We start from the raw sequence: 19,013 nt of genomic DNA, 5'->3' as shown, positions 1-19,013 counted from the left end.
TCCGCCCGGAAATTGGTCATCAGAAGGCCGTCGCCATCCTTTATGCCGTCATAATCGCCAATCACGGTCGGCAGAACAAATTCATCGGTCGTACCGGCTTCATAGGCGCTGGCAATGGCGGCCTCCGCACTGTCAGCGCTGCGGCCATCGGCGTAATTCTTGCCCTGAACCATGGTGAAATAGGCCTGGCTTACGCGTTCCCAACGGTTGTCGCGGTCCATGGCGTAATAGCGGCCGGTGACGGTGGCGATTTCAACATCGGCATCACCGATCAGGGCGCGGAATTTCTCAAGGAACTTGGCGGCACTTTTCGGTGCGGTATCACGGCCATCAAGATAGGCGTGAATTTTTACCGACACACCGGCACCCGCAATGATCTTGGCCAGGGCCGCCATGTGGGCCTGATGGGAATGCACCCCACCGTCGGACAGAAGACCCGCGATATGGCAAACGCCCTTGGAATCGGAAAGTTTGGCGATGATCTTTTTGACGGTGTCGGTATCGGCGATGGTGCCGGTTTTGACGGCCTCGTCAATTTTGGGCAGTTCCTGCATGACCACACGGCCAGCACCCAGGTTCATGTGACCGACTTCCGAGTTGCCCATCTGACCTTCGGGCAGGCCAACATCCAGACCACAGGCCTTGAGGAACCCGCTCGGATTGTTGGCGTAAAGGTCATCCCAGACAGGCGTATTGGCAAGGGCGACAGCGTTGTCCTTGCTTTCTTCGCGATAACCCCAGCCGTCCAGAATGCACAGCACCACAGGGCGCGGGCGCTTTACGGAATTCGATACAGTCACGTTCATAAACCCCACAGATAAAGGAAAAGGCTGAATGTCCCGTAAATATGGTGACTTACGGGCTCTTTCGCCATCAATCCCGCCATGCGGACAGGGTGGGTCAGTCTTCGCGCACGACAGGTACATCAATTACCCGGGCAATTTAGCACGATTACCGTTGCTTAACAGCATCTGCCGCAGAAAATTTTGCAGATGCAAACCAGTTCTTTTGACAGTGTCTAAAGACGCAGATAGTGTTCAATCTGACGGTGAACCTCTGAGGTGGCAGAAATGTTATCTCGCACCGTGACGGGAGAGTTCGGATATCATGCGATTTGCATGATGTGCGGCGCCGAAGGAGCAATGCCTCATAAAAACTCTCAGGCAGATGGACCGTCACGGAAGAGGCTCTGGAGAGAGAAACCAAAAGCGCCAGGGAGAAAGCGCTGGTCAGGTTTCCACCGAAGGATGAACGCCCCAAGCCGATCTTGATCGGGCAGGGCGGATAATCTCAGGTCAAGGGACAGAGGGGGCAAAAACACCGGTTCGTAAACAGCGCAAAAACAAGCGCGTTATTGAGCCGTGAAGGAGGCCCTTGATGACAAATCCCGCGACCGATCCCTCTTCGGGATCGCAAAAGAAATCCCAACATGACGTCAACCTGTCGGTTGTCGACCTTTACACGATCGGTATCGGTCCTTCGAGTTCGCATACGGTTGGCCCGATGCGTGCGGGATATCGTTTCTGCCTGGAGCTTGAGGCGCGCAACCTTTTGCAAAAGACCGGCAGTGTCGTGGTTGATCTGTATGGATCGCTTGCCCTGACCGGGAAGGGTCACGCAACCGATACCGCGGTGATCATGGGCCTGAATGGCAAGCGCCCGCGCAATATAGATCCTGATGATATCGTGCCGACTGTGAAGGCGATTGATGAAACCAGCCAGTTGCAGCTTTACGGGCAGTATCCGGTTGCGTTTAACCGCGATACCAATCTGGTGTTTCATTTCACCGAAACCCTTCCGCAGCATCCCAATGGCATGCGGATTACCGCCTTTGACCACGATGGCGTGAAAATCCATACCCAGGAATATTTCTCGGTCGGGGGTGGCTTTATCGTATCCAGTGACGATCACGGTGCGGAATATTCCGGAGATAACATCACCTTGCCATTTCCGTTTTCGTCCGCCGATGAGCTGATGGAAATATGCAAGCGCGAAGGGCGTTCCATCGCGGAAATCATGATGGAGAACGAACAAAGCTGGCGCAGCGCCGATGAAACCATCGCCTTTGTTGATCGCGTTCATGACGCGATGATGAGCTGCATTGACCGTGGCATCCGCACTGACGGTATCTTGCCCGGTGGCCTGAATGTCAAACGTCGGGCATCGAACCTTTACAAGGAACTGACCGAAAAGCCCGAAGCAGGCCTGCGTGATCCGTTAACGGTGATTGACTGGGTCAATCTTTATGCCCTTGCCGTCAACGAAGAAAATGCCGCAGGCGGTCGGGTTGTGACCGCACCAACCAACGGGGCTGCCGGCGTTATTCCAGCCGTTCTGCGTTATTACGAAAAGTTTGGTGCCAACGCCAATCAGCACAAAATTCGTGAATTCCTTCTGACCGCGGCGGCCATCGGGTCGATCTATAAAAAGCGTGCCTCGATCTCGGCGGCCGAAGTTGGCTGTCAGGGCGAGGTCGGTGTTGCCTGTTCAATGGCGGCTGGCGCGTTGTGTGCCGTGCTGGGCGGAACGCCCGAACAGGTCGAAAACGCTGCCGAGATTGGCATGGAACATAACCTTGGCCTGACCTGCGATCCGATCGGCGGCCTGGTGCAGGTGCCCTGCATCGAACGCAACACCATGGGCGCGGTCAAGGCGATCAATGCGGCACGTCTGGCACTGCGCGGTGACGGACAGCATACCGTGTCGCTTGATAAGGTGATCGAGACCATGCGCCAGACGGGACTCGACATGCAAAGCAAGTACAAGGAAACCAGTCAGGGCGGTCTTGCGGTCAATGTCAACGTGGTCGAGTGCTGATCCCAACTCTTACGAATAGGGCGGAAAACCGGGATTTTTGACATCCGCAATGTAAATTAGGCGGTTTTCTGCTTTTGTTTCTTGCGACTTGCGGTTGGTGTTTTGCTATGATTTGCCGACTAAAAATAGGGGCAAAGACCCCAATATCGGTTGGACATAGACATGAGCAAAAAACTGTTCCGCATTTACATCGCGGTCAGTCTGGATGGCTTCATTGCGCGTGCCAATGGTGCGGTGGACTGGTTGGGGGAATATGACCCGGCCGAGTTCGGCTTTGACGACTTTCTGGACTCCGTCGGTACGCTGATCATCGGGCGAAACACCTTTGATCAGGTGATGGAATTTGGCGACTGGCCCTATGAGGCCCGCCGCACAATCGTTTTGACTTCCCGCGATCTGCCCAAAGATCGGCCTGCCAATACCGAGGCCTATGGCGGGAGTATCATCGAACTGGTCGATCAATTGCGCGACCGGCGGTCGGCGGATGGTGACATCTGGGTCGTCGGCGGGGGCAGTGTGGTGACACAGTTCCTGTTTGGCGGTTTTGCCGATCAGCTTGATATCTTTACGATCCCGGAAGTGCTGGGCTCTGGAATATCGTTGTTCGGGCGTGACGCCGGGGGCATCAAACCCCGTCTTCTGGCGTCCGAGCGATACAATTCCGGTGTCGTGCGCAGCCAGTACGGTTTGGCCTAAACCCGAAAAAAAACCAAAGCCCGCATCTGGTGAACCGGATGCGGGCTTTGTGTTCCTGTGCCGTTTTTGGCGCAGGATGAAGGCTTAGATCTCTTCAAGTGCCTCAAGCGATTCTGGCAGGATCTGACCGCCATCGACCACGATCTGCTGGCCGGTGATATAGGCGGCTTCATCGGATGCAAAGAACAGGGCAGCATTGGCGATATCCTCGACACTTCCCAGACGTTTCAGCGGGATCGAGTTTGCCATCGAGCTCAGATAGTCCGCGCCTAGATCGGCCAGGCCCTCTGTCATGATGTTGCCGGGCATGACGGCATTGATTGTCGTGTTATAGCGCGACAATTCCATGGCGGCCGTCTTGATAAAGCCAAGCTGGCCGGCCTTTGACGCGCCATAGTGCGACCATCCCGGATAACCGGTGATCGGCCCGGTGATCGAGGACGTGATCACCACGCGGCCCTTGCCGATTTTTTCGAAATAGGGAATGCAGGCCTTCACGCACAAGAAGCTGCTTTTAAGGTTGGTCGACATCACCTGATCCCAGTCGTCCGCCGTCATATCGACCATCTTGACCTGTGGAAAGATTCCGGCATTGGCACACAGGATATCAATCCCGCCAAAGGTCTTGGCCGTGTAGTTGGCAAGCGCGGAAACCTGATCGAAATCCGAGACATCACACAGGAACATGTCGGCGGTGCCCCCGGCGGCCTTGATTTCATCCACCGTCGCGGCCGCATCCTTTTCGGTGCGGGCGGCGATCATGACCTTTGCGCCCTTGCTGGCAAATACCTTGGCGATGCCCTTGCCAATGCCCTTTGAGCCACCGGTGACGATGACGCTCTTGCCGGAAATTGAAGTCAGCATGGTCGATCCTTTCGTGAAGTCATTGGGCAATGCGCCAGCTTTGCGGTGTGCTGCGGATTGCCGGTTCCCTGATTGTGCGCTGCGTTATGTTTTCTTGATGATTGGTCGAAATATTCCGTGATGCAACAAAAAATGTTGCAAGTTACACATTTTGTGCCGCATTATTCACAAAATGACACTGAGATGGTCCTGAAACGGGGCGCAACACCCCTGTTTCAAGGCGGTCACGAAACAGCGACAGGAGGCATCAATTGGGCGGCATTTACGATGACAACATGATTGATGTCCTGAAAGAGGGCGCCATATCAGTCCTGCCCGGTTGGGGCATGGGGCCGGATGCCGATGTGTCGCTTCTGACCGTTTCGGAAAATGCGACCTTTTTGGCAACCGATCCAAATAGCGGTGCAAAACTGATCCTGCGCGTTCATCGGCCGGGCTATCACACGCGTGCGGAAATCGAGTCTGAACTCGCCTGGATCAATGCCCTTCGGGCCAGTGACATCGTAGACACACCCAAGCCACACATGCGCAGCGACGGATCACTGGTTGCCGAGTTTGATCAGGGCGGGGTCAGTCGCCATGTGGTCGCGTTTGATTTCATGCGTGGCGCCGAACCCTCTGCTGATGAGGCGCTGGTGGATGGATTTTTCAAGCTGGGCGCGATCAGTGCGCGCCTGCATGGTCATGCGCGGCAATGGACGCGATCGGTTAATTTTGTGCGCAAAAGCTGGACGTTTGATACCACCCTTGGCGCCAATCCGCATTGGGGGGATTGGCGGGATGCACCGGGCCTTGATGCCGATGGTTTGGAATTGCTTGAACGTCTGTGCAGCCATCTTGATCGGAAACTGTCGGCTTTCGGGATGGGCAATGATCGCTATGGTCTGATCCACGCCGATTTGCGTCTGGCGAACCTTCTGGTCGATGGCGACCGGCTGGGTGTGATTGATTTCGATGACTGCGGTTTTGGCTGGTTTGGCTATGACTTTGCAGCTGCGATCAGCTTTATCGAGCTTGATCCGATTGTCCCGGCGCTCAAGGAAGCCTGGGTCGAAGGATACCGGACCGTTGCGCCGTTTTCGGCCAGTGACGCGGCGATGCTTGATAGCTTTGTAATGCTTAGGCGTCTTTTGCTGACGGCCTGGATTGCCAGCCATCCGGAAACACCGACCGCGCAGGAAATGGGCACAGGCTTTACCGCCGGGACCCTGCAAATGGCGCAGGACTATCTGACAGCCGAGAATGCGAAATGAAGCCTGTGCGCCCCATCCTTGATATGAACGCCTATGATGGCAAAAGGTCGTTTGGTCAGGCCAAGGGGGGCGATGACCTTTTGTCGCGCCGCACCCGGAACTTTGGCGCGGCATCGGTTCTGTTTTACCGCGATCCAATTGAAATGGTGTCGGGATCAGGCTGCTGGATGACGGCGGCGGATGGCACCAGCTATCTGGATTTCTATAACAATGTGCCCTCGGTCGGGCATTGCCATCCGCGTGTGGTGGCCGCCATGGCCGAACAGGCCGCGAAGCTTAATATCAACAGTCGATATCTGCACCAGACGACCGAGGAATATCTCGATCGTCTGAAGGCGACATTTCCGAATTACCTTGAAAACATCGTTCTGACCTGCAGCGGCAGCGAGGCCAATGACCTTGCGTTGCGCATTGCGCAGCGTGCGACGGGTGCCAGTGGTTTTATCGTGACTGAGTCCGCCTATCACGGCAACACGGCGGCGGTGACCGACATTTCGCCATCGGCATTGAAACGTGGCCAACTGCCTGATCACGTGATTGCCATTCCAGCCCCCAGCAAGCTTAGCTACGGCGATGATATTGCCGCTGGCTTCGCCGATGAGGTCAATAAGGCCGCACTGGTTTTGCAGGATCGCGGATATGGGGTGGCGGCCCTGATCGCCGACAGCATTTTTTCCAGTGACGGTGTGTTTTCCAACCCGCGCGGTTTCCTGCGTTTGGCGGTTGCGATTGTGCATCGGGCAGGCGGGCTGTTTATTGCCGATGAAGTGCAGCCGGGTTTTGGCAGAACCGGTGATGCCTTCTGGGGTTTTGCCCGACACGATGTCGAACCCGATATCGTCAGCATGGGTAAACCGATGGGCAATGGTTTTCCGATGGCGGGCATCGCGGTGCGGCCGGAATTGCTCAGCGCATTTTGCGACGATGTCGGATATTTCAACACCTTTGCCGCAAGCCCGGTGGCCTCGGCTACGGGGCTGGCCGTTTTGAATGTCATCCGCGATGAAAACCTTCAGGCGAATGCAGCCCTTTGCGGCAAATCACTGCGTGAAGGGTTGCTGCATCTGGCGGATATTGATGGTCGTATCAGCGATGTACGCGGAGCTGGGTTGTTCATCGGTGTTGATCTGTCACCCGATGGTGATCCGACCAATCCCAGCGGGCAACTGGTCAGTGACATCATCAATGCCATGCGCGAGAACCGGGTTCTGATCGGGGCGGCCGGGAAATACGGCCAGACATTGAAAATCCGCCCGCCGCTTTGCCTGAAATCGTCCGAGGTTGATTTCTTTATCGAGGCGCTGGCGAAGTCGCTTCGCGCCTGTCGCTAAGCGCCCGGACTGCGATTTAGGGATCAGTTGCGCGTCGCGGCCTTGATCATGCAGCCACCGGCACGGATGGTTTCATCAAGAACCCCCATCGGGCTTTCATCAGTCACCAGAACATCGACCGACGTCCAGTCGCAATAGCGCGCCGGGAAGGCCTGATTGAACTTGGTGTGATCGGCAACGATCATGCTGCGTGTGGCGCGTTCCATCATGACGGAATAAACATCAGCAGCCTCGATCAGGGCGTCGCTTGCCCCGTCACCGTCAAGGCCGCTGGCCCCCAGTATTGCCCATTCCACTCGATAGTTTTCGAGAAAACGCACGGTCTGCGCGCCATGCATCGCACCTTCCTGTGCGTGATAAAGCCCGGGCGCCATGATCACCCGGATTGTCGGGTTGATGGCGAGAACCGTGGCAACACCGAACGAATGGGTGATAACGGTGAGATCCGTCATGGTCACCGCCAATCGTTTGGCGACATGAACCGTCGTGGCCCCGGATCCGATCATGATATGGCGCGCCCCGGCCAGAACCGGCACGGATTGTTTGGCGATGCTTTCGCGTTCGGCAATGTGAAGCTGATGGCGTTCATTCAGGCCCGGCTCGCTGGCCTGACGGCGTACTGCGCCGCCATAGGTACGGTTGATCAGCCCTTGCGACGTCAGTTCGTCAAAGTCACGCCGAATGGTTTCATTCGAGACATTCAAACGTTCGGCCAGATCCGCGATCCGCAATGACGGTTCGAGGTCCAGTTCGCCAAGAATGCGTTGTTGTCGAAGGGATTTCTTGTTTGCTGCCATGACGCGATGATAGTGCCCGGACCATCATCGCGCCAGCCGTTTTAAGCAGTCCATCAATCGGAATTCAGCCCGTATTTACGGTAGTGGGCGTGGTAGCTGCTGGCAAGTTCGTCTGCGCCGATCAGATTGCCGGCTTCGTCCTTGTAGGTCAGGTGATGTTCAATCGGCTGACCCTGCCAAAGCTTTTCAATCTCGGCCCGTTTCGGCGTCTTGCGGAAATCGGCAATGAAGTCGTTGATGGCGCAAAGCAGCGGGTAGGACGCTGGATCGGCTGCGACCGCCGCGACATAGAAGAACGGGTGTGGCAGGATCGGCTTGGGCAGGACCTCCAGACGGCCATGCCAAGGGCTTTGCGGGTTCTTCGACGCCCAGTAAAACACAGGATGGTCCCCGGCAAAGGCATCAATTGCCCCGTCGGCAACCGCATCATGCACGCGCGAAATATCGCCATAGGCGATCATGTTCGAAAGCTTGGCAATGCCACCCGGTTTGCTTTCATTATCCGCCCAGCGAAGACCGACATCTTCAAGCACGGCAAGGGCGGCGGGGTCGTTAACCGTGCCCAGTACCTTGCCCTCAAGATCGGCAATGGTATTGATGGATGTATTGTCCGGCCGGCGGATCAGCGAAAAGTTCAAATAGGTGTAGGTATCTGAAAACGCGACACCCTTATAAAAGTCGCTGGGCGGCAAGGCGCACCAGACAACATCGGCGGGCGGTTGTCCGGCCTTTTTGCCAACAAACAGAAGTTCGGTCAAAAGATCCCACGGATGTTCAATGAACTCGCACTCAACGCCGATGGATTTGGCAAAGGCCTCGGCATAGTCGATATCAATGCCATGCAGCGGGCCACCTTTTTGCGGGCGGAACGAGGCCCCGACCAGTGCCGGATCAATCGCGATGCGGATTTTGCCGCGCGCCTTGATATCGGCAAGGCGGTCATAGGCCGGGTCTTCGGGAATGTAACTGGCGGCCAGAAACTGCGAAAGCTTGGTTGATACGTTTGCTGTATCGTTGGTGCAGTTTGAAAGTTTGGCGATTTCGCCGGATGCCCAGCTTACTTTGCTGCGTGTGCGGGCCGATGAGTCTTTGCTGGCATCGAGCAGTTCAAACACGACCTGATTGTGGCCGCTGATATGTTCAAGGCGTCCCGACATCTGGGCAAAGCGATCCTTCAGCCCGCCGAGCGCCTCTTCGATTTCACCACCCAGGCTATCAAGGTCATTGCCGATATTGCTCATGCTTTCGCGCAAGGATTTGGTGACATCGGATAGATCGATCAGATCGACGGCCTCATTGGTGCGTTGCATGGTGCTTTGCGCCAGATTGCCAACCTCCTTCGCCACCACAGCAAAGCCGCGTCCATGTTCGCCGGCGCGGGCGGCCTCGATCGTGGCGTTAAGGGCGAGCAACTTGATCCCCTTGCCGATATCTTCAATCGCACTCAGAACCTTTGCCGCACCTTCGGCCTTGGTTTCCAGGTCCTGACTGATCTTTTCAAGATCGCCACGAATGGCATCGGTTTTCGAGGAGACCGTTGCGCGCGTACTTTCCTGCACATCGTTGGCGGTATGGGTGCTTTCTTCGATTTCGCGGCGTGTTTGTTCAAGACCGGTGCGCAGATTGTTGGATCGCACATCGATCTCGCGCATCAGGCTGTCTTGGGTTTCGCCCGCCGTATTGGCGAATTTCAAAAGGTTTTCAATGTAATCAAGGGCCGTGGAAATACCGCGCATCAGCCCGTCAAGTTGGTCGGCTTGTGGTGGTGCATCCGCCTGCATGGGCTTTGTGTTTGATGATTGTTGCGGTTCATCCTGATCGACGAGGTCCGCACGCGGCGCCAAGATGGTTTCTTCCATTTTTCAAAGCCTCACCACTGCCACTGAATTTTGTGAATTTTTATTTCTTATAAGGAAACTCTATCGTCGGGTGGAAAATGTTGCAAGGCAGCATACTATGAAAGTTGATAACAGGTATTGTGATGCCTTGAAGTTGCAATGCTTTTCAAATCTCGTAGGGCGCCGTGCACCGGCACACCAGAATTTTGTGTTGCGTTGCAATGGTTAGTACTCGGCAATACCGAACTTGCGGCAATGAGCGTGATACAGGGTTGCCAGTTCATCAACGCCGATCAGGTTTCCGGCCTCGTCCTTGTAGGTCAGATGATGTTCAAGTGCCTGGCCCTGCCACAGTTTTTCGATCTCGGCGCGCGCAGACGTCGCACGGAATTCGGCAATGAATTCGTTGATCGCACACAGCAACTTCCAGGATGCCGGTTCGGCGGTCACCGCGGCAGTATAGTAATAAGGCAGCGGCAGGATGTTACCCGGCAGGACTTCAATACGGCCATGCCATGGGCTTTCCGGGTTATTTGCCGCCCAGTGGAAGATCGGCTGATCAACCGCAAAGGCATCAACAGCCCCGTCGGCCAAGGCATCATGCAGGCGTGTCTGGTCGCTATAGGCAATCAGGTTGGAAAGCTTGGCGATGCCGCCCGGCTTGCTTTCATTATCTGCCCAGCGTAGCCCCTGTTCTTCAAGAACCTGAAACGCCACCGGATCATTGATGATACCCAACACCTTGCCATCAAGATCCGAAAGGCGATTGATCGCGGTATTTCCGGCCCGCCGACAAAGCGCGAAATTGAGGTACGTGTAGGTATCTGAATAAGCGACACCCTTGTAAAAGTCGCTGGGGGGCAGGGCACTCCAGACCACATCGGCGGTCGGTGCGCCGGGCTTTGCGCCAACAAAAAGAAGCTCTGTCAGAAGATCCCAGGGATGTTCAACAAATTCACATTCAACGCCCAGCCACTTGGCAAGTGCCCTTGCGTAATCGGCGTCAAGGCCACGCAGCGGATCATTTGGTTTCAGGCGGAATGACAGCCCGACAAAGGCTGGTTCAATGGCAATGCGGATTTTGCCGCGCGCCTTGATATCGGCCAGTCGGTCATATGTCGGATCATCATGCAGGTGATGGGAATTTAAAAACTGTGCAAGGTTATCTTGCGCCAGTGCCGCATCCGAAAGGCTTGTGCTCAGTGCCTTGGTGTCATTCTGCGCCCAGGTGACCTTGCCGCGTGTGCGGGCAGAGGCATCCTTGCTGCCCGCCAGCAATTCAAACACCACCTGATTGTGCTCGGAAATATCAGATAGCCGTTCTGACATGTTGGCAAAGCGTTCCTGAAGGGTGGTCAGCGATCCTTCGATTTCATTGCCAAGGCTATCAAGGTCATTGCCGATACTGGCCATGCTTTCGCGCAGCGCCTTAGTGACATCTGAAAGATCGATCAGGTCAACCGCCTCGTGGGTGCGTTGCATGGTGCTTTGCGCAAGATTGCCGACTTCCTTGGCAACAACGGCAAATCCACGGCCATGATCACCGGCACGCGCGGCCTCAATCGCGGCATTAAGCGCCAAAAGCTTGATGCCCTTGCCGATGTCCTCAATCGCGCTCAGGACCTTGTTGGCACCTTCGGCCTTGGTTTCAAGCTCCGCACTGATGCGTTCAAGGTCGGTTCGGATGGCGTCGGTCTTTGCCGCCACCGTGGCGCGGGTGGCTTCCTGAACATCATGGGCGACAGAGGTGCTGTTTTCGATCTCACGCCCGGTGTCATCCAGACCGGCACGCAGATTGTTTGATCGCACGTCAATTTCGCGCATCAGGCTGTCCTGGGTTTCGCCCGCCGTATTGGCAAATTCCAGAAGATGCTGAATGTAATCCAGTGCGGTGGAGATCCCGCGCATCAGGTCTTCGATGCCAGCATTGGTTTGGGCGACCTTGCGCGCAGTTTCGTCGTCCTGCGTAGCCAAAACGGTTTGTTCCATATTCAACGCCTTACCATTGCCCAAGAGTCATTCTTTGATTTTGGGAATATTTTTTTCTTGTGGGGAATGTTAGCGGCGCTGTTTGTATGTTGCAAGGCAGCATGGGCTAAAACGAGAAAATATCTTTATTTTCTCGGGCTTAAGTTGAGCAACGGTATAGGGTGCCTTGCACTGCAGGTAGGGTATGTCCCTATCTTTATGCCGCGATGCGGTATTACTCGCGGTGATAGGGATGGTTGGTCTGAATGGCGTGGGCGCGAAACAGCTGTTCGGTAATCAGGGCGCGGACCAGCATATGCGGCCATGTGGCCTTGCCCAGCGACCAAAGCGTATTGGCCCGTGATTTCAGGGCTGCGCCATGCCCGTCCGCCCCGCCAATGGCAAAGGCGATATTGCCGGCATATTGATCCATCCAGCCTTCAAGCTTTTGCGAAAACTCGATCGATCCATATTCCTTGCCGCGCTCATCCAGCGCGATCAGGAAGGCATTTTCCGGAATGACGCCAAGCAGAAGTTCTGCTTCGCGGTCTTTAAGCTGATTGGGCGGGAGTTTCTTTTTTTCTTCGACCTCGCGCAGCACAAAGGGCCAGCGCAGTCGGGCGGCGTAATGGTCAAAAAGATCTTTCTCGGGGCCGGCTTTCATCCGTCCCACCGCAGCAAGGGTGATTTGCATGTCGTCGATCCAGACCGTTACGCAAGATATCTGTTTGGCACCGTTACCCGCCTTGGACAGGCGCCAAACAGCGCGGGCTGTTAGTACAGCCGCGCTGCCTGCTGTTTCAGAGCCGGGTTTTCAACGCCCCACATCTCTTCGATGTTGTAAAAGGCACGAACTTCCGGACGGAAAAGATGAACGATGACATCGCCCGTATCGACCAGAACCCAGTCACCCTGTTCCTTGCCTTCGGCCAATGCACGGCCCTGACCGGCATCCTTGATGGCTTCGACAAGGTGTTCAGCCATGGATGCGACCCGGCGCGATGACGAGCCGGTTGCGATGATCATGTGATCGGCAAGGGAGGTTTTATCGGTCAGATCAATGGTAACAAGGTCTTCGGCCTTGTCATCTTCGAGCGTTCTCTGGATCAGCGAAAGCATTTCGCCGGAGGTCAGAGTCTGTTTTGCGGTACCTATGGTCGCCACCTTAATGTTTCGCGCGAAGGCCGGACTTCACCGGCCAAATACATCGCTGCGATGCTTACACCTGCCATCTGCCTTCGGCGCGAATTGCGGTCGAAGAGGCCGGATGGCGCTTGATTGGCAGGTATACCCAGGCCGGAACATCCAGATCGGCCAGCAAACCCGCCCTGTCCATGGGAATGCGCCAGCGTTCCATACGGCGCGCGGCGGTCCCGGACAATGCCTTGTTAGAATACCCTTCACGGTCGAGAACCGCAATGGGAGCACGTAAAATCAACCTTTCCCACCATTTCCATTTATGGAACTGGGCCAGGTTGTCTGCTCCCATCAGCCAAACGAACTTTGTTCGGGTAAAACGGCGTTGCAAGGCTGCAAGAGTGTCGGCCGTATAGCGGGTTCCAAGCTCGGTTTCAATTGCAGAAACAACAATGCGGGGATGCTTTGCCATCATCAGTGCCGAATCAAACCGGTCGGCAAGGTCCGCCATGCCGGTCGATGACTTAAGCGGGTTTTGCGGCGACACCAGCCACCAGACCGCATCAAGCTGCAGGCGTTTCAACGCTTCGAGCGATATATGAAGGTGACCTTCATGGGCGGGATTGAACGACCCGCCCAACAGGCCGACCCGTGGTGGGGCCGCATGTGATCTGGGGGCAGATGACGTCATGGACGGGTCTGACCGTTACCACGAACAATGTATTTATAGCTGGTCAGCTGTTCGACTCCGACCGGGCCACGTGCATGCAGCTTGCCGGTCGAAATGCCGATCTCGGCCCCCATGCCAAATTCGCCACCATCTGCGAACTGGGTTGATGCGTTTACGATGACGATCCCGGAATCCACCCCGTTCAGGAACGTGGCCGTTGCGGTGGCGTTTTCGGCAACAATCGCATCGGTATGGTGCGATCCGAACGTGTTGATGTGATCAACCGCCTCTTGCACGCCCGACACAACCTTGATTGATACAATCGCATCAAGATATTCGGTGACCCAATCGTCGGCCGTGGCCGGTTTGATGCGACCATCAATCGCCTGTGCGGTTTCATCACCGCGAAGTTCGCAGCCCTTGGCAACCAGTGCCTCGGAAATGCGGGGCAACAGACGGCCTGCGACCGAACTATCGATCAGGATGGTTTCCGTCGCACCGCAAATCCCGACACGGCGCATCTTTGCATTCACAACAATGTCGACCGCCTTTTGCGGATCGGCACTGGCATGGACATAAGTGTGGCAAAGCCCTTCCAGGTGCTTGAACAGCGGAATGCGGCTTTCATCCGTGATGCGCGAAATCAGCGACTTACCCCCGCGCGGGACGATGACATCGATGTAGTCCGACAGTTTCAGCATTTCGCCAACCGCGGCACGATCCGTCACCGGGATCATCTGAAGGGCGTTTTCCGGCAGACCCGCCTCACGGATGCCAGCCACCATGCAGTCAAAGATCGCACGTGATGAGTGGAAGCTTTCCGACCCACCACGCAGGATGGCGGCATTACCCGATTTGATGCACATCGCACCGGCATCGGCCGTCACATTCGGGCGGCTCTCATAGATGATACCAATCACGCCAAGCGGGACGGACACGCGTGCGATATCAAGGCCGTTATGTTCCGGGCTCCAGCGCGCCAGCTCACGACCGACGGGATCGGGCAGCTCGGCAACGGCCTCAATACCCTTGGCAATGCCTTCGATACGGTCCGCATCCAGTGCCAAACGGTCCAGCAAGGCCGCCGTAAGGCCCTTGGCGCGACCGGCTTCCATGTCCTTTGCGTTGGCGGCAAGGATAGTATCTGCGTTTTCACGCAGTTTGGCGGCTGCGGCCTTAAGGGCGGCCTCCTTTGGCTCGGCCGGGACCTGTGCGAGTTCGAGTGCCGCCTTGCGGGCCTTGATTCCCATATCGCGCATCAGTGCTGCGATATCCTGGCTTTCGATACTGGCAAGCGCCGTCATGGTCCTGGTTCCGTTCCTGTCATTCTGGCCAATGCAAAACGCACTTGGCCAATTGTTCTGAGATTTTATCAACAAATTGGCAAAATAGACATCAAACCGGCTATCTGCAATGTCCTTAAGTGGACAAAGCGCGCTGAATGCTTGCCAAATAGTGCGTAGCGGTTCATCTGTTGATGACGCAAAGAGATGACATGCCGTGCACATACCGCAATGCTGCCCGGTTGCTGATTGGGGATAAGGTTTTGAAAAATATGGGTTCCGATCAACCGACTGCGCGTGCAGAGTTCGGCGTTGTGAAGACGTTCCTGCCCTATTTGTGGCCGCGTGGCGAGTTTGAGCTCAAGGTGCGTGTTGTTCTGGCTCTGCTGTTTCTGGTCGGCGCCAAGGTGGCAAACGTTTATATCCCGGTGCTGTACAAATACGCGGTCGATGCGCTTGGCGGTGGTGACAAGGCTGGTGATGTGGCGGCAAACGCCGCCCAGTCGGGATCAACAGATACCACCGCCCTGATTGTCGTGCCGGTGGCACTGATTATCGGTTATGGCCTTGTGCGGATTCTGGTGTCGGCCTTTGGCGAGATGCGCGATGCGGTCTTTGCCAAGGTGGCCCAGCGCGCCATTCGCAGATCGGCGCTGAGCGTTTTTGAACATTTGCATGGATTATCCCTTCGGTTCCATCTGGACCGTCAGATGGGCGGGCTTTCGCGTGCGATTGAACGCGGGGTGAAGGGCATTGAATTTCTTCTGTCCTTCATGCTGTTCAACATCCTGCCGACCTTGCTTGAGATCTTCATGGTCTCGATCATCCTGTGGGCGCTTTATGATGTCTGGTTTGCGCTGATCACCTTTACCACCATCGTTATCTATATCGTCTTCACGCTGGTGGTGACCGAATGGCGCATGAAGTTCCGGCGCGAAATGAACAAGCGCGATGACGAGGCCAATACCAAGGCCATCGACAGTCTGATCAACTACGAAACCGTCAAATATTTCAACAACGAAGCCCATGAATCGACACGTTATGACAAGGCGCTGCGGGGCTATGAAGTTGCCGCGGTGCAGTCGCAAGTCTCGCTTTCCAAGCTCAATGTCGGGCAGGGTGCGATCATTGCGGTTGGCCTTGTTCTGAACATGCTGCTTGCCGCGCAAGGGGTTAAGGACGGCAACATGACGGTGGGCGACTTCGTTCTGGTGAACACCTATTTGCTGCAGCTTTACATGCCGCTCAACTTCCTTGGTTTCGTCTATCGCCAGATCAAGCAGTCGCTGACCGATATGGAACGTATGTTCTCGCTTCTGGATGTCGAAAAGGAAGTCGAAGACAAGGCGGGTGCCAAAAGCCTTGCCTGTGATGCGGCAACCGTCCGGTTCGAAGATGTGCATTTCTCCTACAACCCGGATCGCAAGATCCTTAAGGGGGTCAGCTTTGAAGTGCCAGCTGGCAAAACCGTTGCCGTGGTCGGGCCAAGCGGGGCGGGCAAATCGACCCTGACGCGGTTGATGTTCCGGTTTTATGATGTGTCGGGTGGCAAGATCACGATTGATGGCCAGGATATCCGCGACGTCACACAGAACTCGCTTCGTCGCGAAATTGGCATCGTGCCCCAGGATACCGTCCTGTTTAACGATACCATTGCCTATAACATTTCCTATGGCCGTCCCGGTTCGGAACAGGGCGAGATCGAAAATGTTGCGAAGCTTGCCAGCATCGACGGATTTATCGCAGGCCTTCCCGAAGGCTTCAAAACCATGGTTGGTGAACGTGGCCTGAAACTTTCGGGCGGTGAAAAGCAACGCGTATCAATTGCGCGCATGTTGCTCAAACGTCCAAAAATCATGATCTTTGACGAAGCCACGTCCGCGCTTGATACCCGCACAGAAAAGGATATCCAGCAGGCGCTTCGTGAAGTGTCGCGTGGGCATACCACCCTGATTATTGCGCACCGACTGTCCACGGTGATTGACGCCGATGAAATCATCGTGCTGCGCGATGGGCAGGTGGCCGAACGTGGCCGCCATCAGGAATTGCTGGATCGTGATGGCCTTTATGCCGAGATGTGGGCCCAGCAACAGGAAATCCGCCAGGCCGAGGAAATCCTGGCCCACGCGGGAGAAATTCCGGGGTAATCGCGCCGTCGGGCACTTTCAGGCTGGAACCTTGCGACGTTATCGCCAAATATTGGGGATGACGTCGCAACTGGTTTGGGGGGAAGTCCAGTGCCGAAATTGACACGAAGCGATCTGCACGCACTTGAAGGTTCGCCATCACAAAATCACCACCATAGCCATCATCACGAACCGATGGATGAGGGCAGTTATGCTGGCGATACGCGCGAAGAAGTTGACCGCATGCGGCGTAACATGCTGGTGGGCATTGGGATGTTGCCGCTTGCGGGGATGATCCTTAACCCGGTCAAACAGGCTTGGGCGCTGTCAAACGAAGTCAGCATGCGTGAAGACGGGCGGTATCGCTATATCCGCTGCAACGCGATCCCCGATCATGCCACCGGAAGCTTCCCAAATCGCAAGAACCCCAATTCCATCAAAGCACAATCGTTTGAATTTCGTTTGCCGCTTAATCCAACGCGTGCAGGCCGGTTTTCATCAATTGATCACATGTCATTCGGTGTGGCTGTCAACGGAGTACCGTTTGATCCCTTCACTGCCGAATACTGGCAACGTGACCGTCAATCCGGTTGGCGCTATGAGGCGATTTCCCCAACAGTCGATCTTGGTCTTGATCAGAATAACGCCCATGTTCAGCCAGACGGGACTTATCATTATCATGGCCTGCCAAAGGGATTGATCAAGACCTGGTCGCCCGATCAGCATTCCATCCGCATTGGCTTTGCCGCCGATGGTTTTCCGATCTATGCAATGTTTGGCTACTCCGATCCGAATGATCAGTCTTCACCTGTGGTCGCAGTGCGCAGTTCGTGGCGGGTGAAGGCAGGGACGCGCCCGAACGGTCCCGGTGGCAAGTATGATGGCACCTATGGCGAGGATTTCGAATTTGTTCCCGGATTGGGTGATTTGGACGAGGCCAATGGCCGTGAAACGATCACGTCGGAATATCCGCAAGGTACCTATGCCTATTTCGTAACAGAAAACTTCCCGTTCATTCCGCGGATGCTGGCAGGAATGCCGGATCGCAGTTTTGCGAAAGGCCCGGGCGGGATGGGGCCAGGCGGAATGGGACCAGGTGGTCCAGGTGGCTCAGGCAATGGCCCCGGTGCCGGACCCGATCAGGGGCGGCGCCCACCGCCGGGTGGCGGTTTCCCGGGGCAGCGACCAAAATTCGGACAGCCGCCGCGATAATCAGGGCAATGGCCCGAATACCGCGGTGCTATCTAGCAACCAAAGTGCCGTGCTGATGGTGATAAAGGACAGCGATGTGGCTGCCATCAGGGATGCCGCGCCCATTGCTTCGTGCCCGTACCGCTGACCATAGATCGGGTAGACGCTCATCATCGGGGCACAGGCAAAGCCGACCGCAGCGATCTTCATCACCGGATCAAGATCGGGGACAAGGCCCAGCAAAAGGAAAATGATCAACGGGTGCAGTACAAGTTTGCCAAACACGATGCGCGCCATGTCAAACCGCAAACCGCGCAGTTTGAGCCCAACAAGTCCGCCACCGATGACAAACAGCGCCACCGGGCCCGACGCCGAGGCCAGCATATCAATCACCGAAAAGATCGGACCGGGTAATGTGATCCCGGAGATCGAAATGCTCATCCCGATCACAATGGCGATAATGATCGGATTGCGTGCAAGCCGGGCAAGGGTCTTGCGCAGAATTTGCCAGCGGTTCGCCCCTTCTGCCTGCGCACTATCACCGAGGATCAGCGCAAGTGGCGTGATGACCAGATTTTCGATGATGAAGCACAACGCCAGCGCAATGCCAGCCGTAGGGCCAAGCAGCTGCAGAACAATCGGATAGCCGATAAAGCCGCTGTTGGACACCGACATCCCCATGCCTTGCAGGGCGGCATTCTGTTGGCTTTTCTTGGCGATCAATCGGGCAAAGAAATAGCCCAGCGCAAACACGATCAAGGACCCGCTGCCATACGCCACCAGATAGTTGGTGTTGAACACCTTATTGATATCATGGGCGATTACGGTGCGGAGCAAAAGGCACGGCAGGGCAAAGTTAATCACAAATGCCCCCATGCCACGCGCGACCGTTTGCGGCACGATGTTGCGATAGACAGCGATATAGCCAATGGCGATGATCAGGAATATCGGCGATGTAATTGCAAGAATATCAAGCATCTGGGCCAGAGGCTTTCATTGTGGTAAGGCCTTCATCAGCTAGCCTTCTATTGACCCAAGGTCA

At 55.8% G+C, this 19,013-nt stretch carries 15 protein-coding genes, 1 pseudogene and 1 riboswitch; of the genes and pseudogenes, 6 read left to right on the top strand and 10 right to left on the bottom strand.

The window, feature by feature from the left end; translation table 11 throughout:
• Positions 1–806: pseudogene (locus tag B3Z49_RS01735) on the bottom strand (2,3-bisphosphoglycerate-independent phosphoglycerate mutase); the annotation flags it as partial.
• A gap of 273 nt (positions 807–1,079) precedes the next feature.
• A riboswitch (glycine riboswitch) is annotated at positions 1,080–1,185 on the top strand.
• Between the two features lie 192 nt (positions 1,186–1,377).
• On the opposite strand from B3Z49_RS01735, the gene B3Z49_RS01730 reads away from it, so the two are divergent.
• Both B3Z49_RS01730 and B3Z49_RS01725 read left to right on the top strand, forming a co-directional pair.
• Positions 1,378–2,817, top strand: a complete 1,440-nt coding sequence (locus B3Z49_RS01730) for an L-serine ammonia-lyase (RefSeq protein ID WP_296987848.1) — start codon at positions 1,378–1,380, stop codon at positions 2,815–2,817.
• Positions 2,818–2,979: 162 nt separating this feature from the next.
• Entirely contained in the window at positions 2,980–3,513 is a 534-nt protein-coding gene (locus B3Z49_RS01725; protein ID WP_120225715.1) for a dihydrofolate reductase family protein, read from the top strand.
• 84 nt (positions 3,514–3,597) lie between these two features.
• On the opposite strand, the gene fabG is transcribed toward B3Z49_RS01725, so the two are convergent.
• On the bottom strand, positions 3,598–4,377 hold the full coding sequence (fabG, locus tag B3Z49_RS01720) for a 3-oxoacyl-ACP reductase FabG (RefSeq protein ID WP_296987845.1): 780 nt from the start codon (positions 4,375–4,377) through the stop codon (positions 3,598–3,600).
• Positions 4,378–4,628: 251 nt separating this feature from the next.
• Here fabG and B3Z49_RS01715 point away from each other — a divergent pair, with 251 nt between their 5' ends.
• Both B3Z49_RS01715 and B3Z49_RS01710 read left to right on the top strand, forming a co-directional pair.
• The gene (locus tag B3Z49_RS01715) at positions 4,629–5,630 is read left to right on the top strand and encodes a phosphotransferase enzyme family protein (protein ID WP_296987844.1); all 1,002 of its coding nucleotides are present in this window, start codon (positions 4,629–4,631) and stop codon (positions 5,628–5,630) included.
• Entirely contained in the window at positions 5,627–6,961 is a 1,335-nt protein-coding gene (locus B3Z49_RS01710) for an aspartate aminotransferase family protein (RefSeq protein ID WP_296987842.1), read from the top strand. Before B3Z49_RS01715 ends, B3Z49_RS01710 begins: the two co-directional genes overlap by 4 nt.
• 23 nt (positions 6,962–6,984) lie before the next feature.
• Here the strand turns inward: B3Z49_RS01710 and B3Z49_RS01705 are convergent, their stop codons facing one another.
• From B3Z49_RS01705 to B3Z49_RS01675, 7 genes are all read right to left on the bottom strand, one after another.
• Positions 6,985–7,758: a DeoR/GlpR family DNA-binding transcription regulator gene (locus tag B3Z49_RS01705; protein ID WP_064781160.1), complete on the bottom strand. Its 774-nt coding sequence runs from the start codon at positions 7,756–7,758 to the stop codon at positions 6,985–6,987.
• A 53-nt stretch (positions 7,759–7,811) separates the two neighbouring features.
• Positions 7,812–9,617, bottom strand: a complete 1,806-nt coding sequence (locus B3Z49_RS01700) for a methyl-accepting chemotaxis protein (protein ID WP_296987837.1) — start codon at positions 9,615–9,617, stop codon at positions 7,812–7,814.
• A gap of 204 nt (positions 9,618–9,821) precedes the next feature.
• On the bottom strand, positions 9,822–11,585 hold the full coding sequence (locus B3Z49_RS01695) for a methyl-accepting chemotaxis protein (RefSeq protein ID WP_296987835.1): 1,764 nt from the start codon (positions 11,583–11,585) through the stop codon (positions 9,822–9,824).
• A 214-nt stretch (positions 11,586–11,799) separates the two neighbouring features.
• Positions 11,800–12,258 (bottom strand): 23S rRNA (pseudouridine(1915)-N(3))-methyltransferase RlmH, encoded by a 459-nt coding sequence (rlmH, locus tag B3Z49_RS01690; RefSeq protein WP_296987833.1) that lies wholly within the window; start codon positions 12,256–12,258, stop codon positions 11,800–11,802.
• A gap of 80 nt (positions 12,259–12,338) precedes the next feature.
• Positions 12,339–12,728, bottom strand: a complete 390-nt coding sequence (gene rsfS, locus B3Z49_RS01685) for a ribosome silencing factor (RefSeq protein ID WP_051007601.1) — start codon at positions 12,726–12,728, stop codon at positions 12,339–12,341.
• Between the two features lie 55 nt (positions 12,729–12,783).
• Positions 12,784–13,392, bottom strand: coding sequence for a nicotinate-nucleotide adenylyltransferase (locus B3Z49_RS01680; protein WP_040823073.1), 609 nt, complete (start codon positions 13,390–13,392; stop codon positions 12,784–12,786).
• Positions 13,389–14,675, bottom strand: coding sequence for a glutamate-5-semialdehyde dehydrogenase (locus B3Z49_RS01675; protein WP_296987829.1), 1,287 nt, complete (start codon positions 14,673–14,675; stop codon positions 13,389–13,391). Before B3Z49_RS01675 ends, B3Z49_RS01680 begins: the two co-directional genes overlap by 4 nt.
• 251 nt (positions 14,676–14,926) lie before the next feature.
• On the opposite strand from B3Z49_RS01675, the gene B3Z49_RS01670 reads away from it, so the two are divergent.
• Positions 14,927–16,801 (top strand): ABCB family ABC transporter ATP-binding protein/permease, encoded by a 1,875-nt coding sequence (locus B3Z49_RS01670; RefSeq protein ID WP_296987880.1) that lies wholly within the window; start codon positions 14,927–14,929, stop codon positions 16,799–16,801.
• Positions 16,802–16,891: 90 nt separating this feature from the next.
• Positions 16,892–17,992 (top strand): YHYH protein, encoded by a 1,101-nt coding sequence (locus B3Z49_RS01665; RefSeq protein WP_296987827.1) that lies wholly within the window; start codon positions 16,892–16,894, stop codon positions 17,990–17,992.
• On the opposite strand, the gene B3Z49_RS01660 is transcribed toward B3Z49_RS01665, so the two are convergent.
• Positions 17,993–18,949: an AEC family transporter gene (locus B3Z49_RS01660; RefSeq protein ID WP_296987825.1), complete on the bottom strand. Its 957-nt coding sequence runs from the start codon at positions 18,947–18,949 to the stop codon at positions 17,993–17,995.
• Between the last annotated feature and the right edge of the window lie 64 nt (positions 18,950–19,013).

The organism is Thalassospira sp. UBA1131 (assembly GCF_002311515.1).
Lineage (GTDB): Bacteria > Pseudomonadota > Alphaproteobacteria > Rhodospirillales > Thalassospiraceae > Thalassospira.
This window is presented reverse-complemented; position numbering and strand designations above follow the sequence as displayed.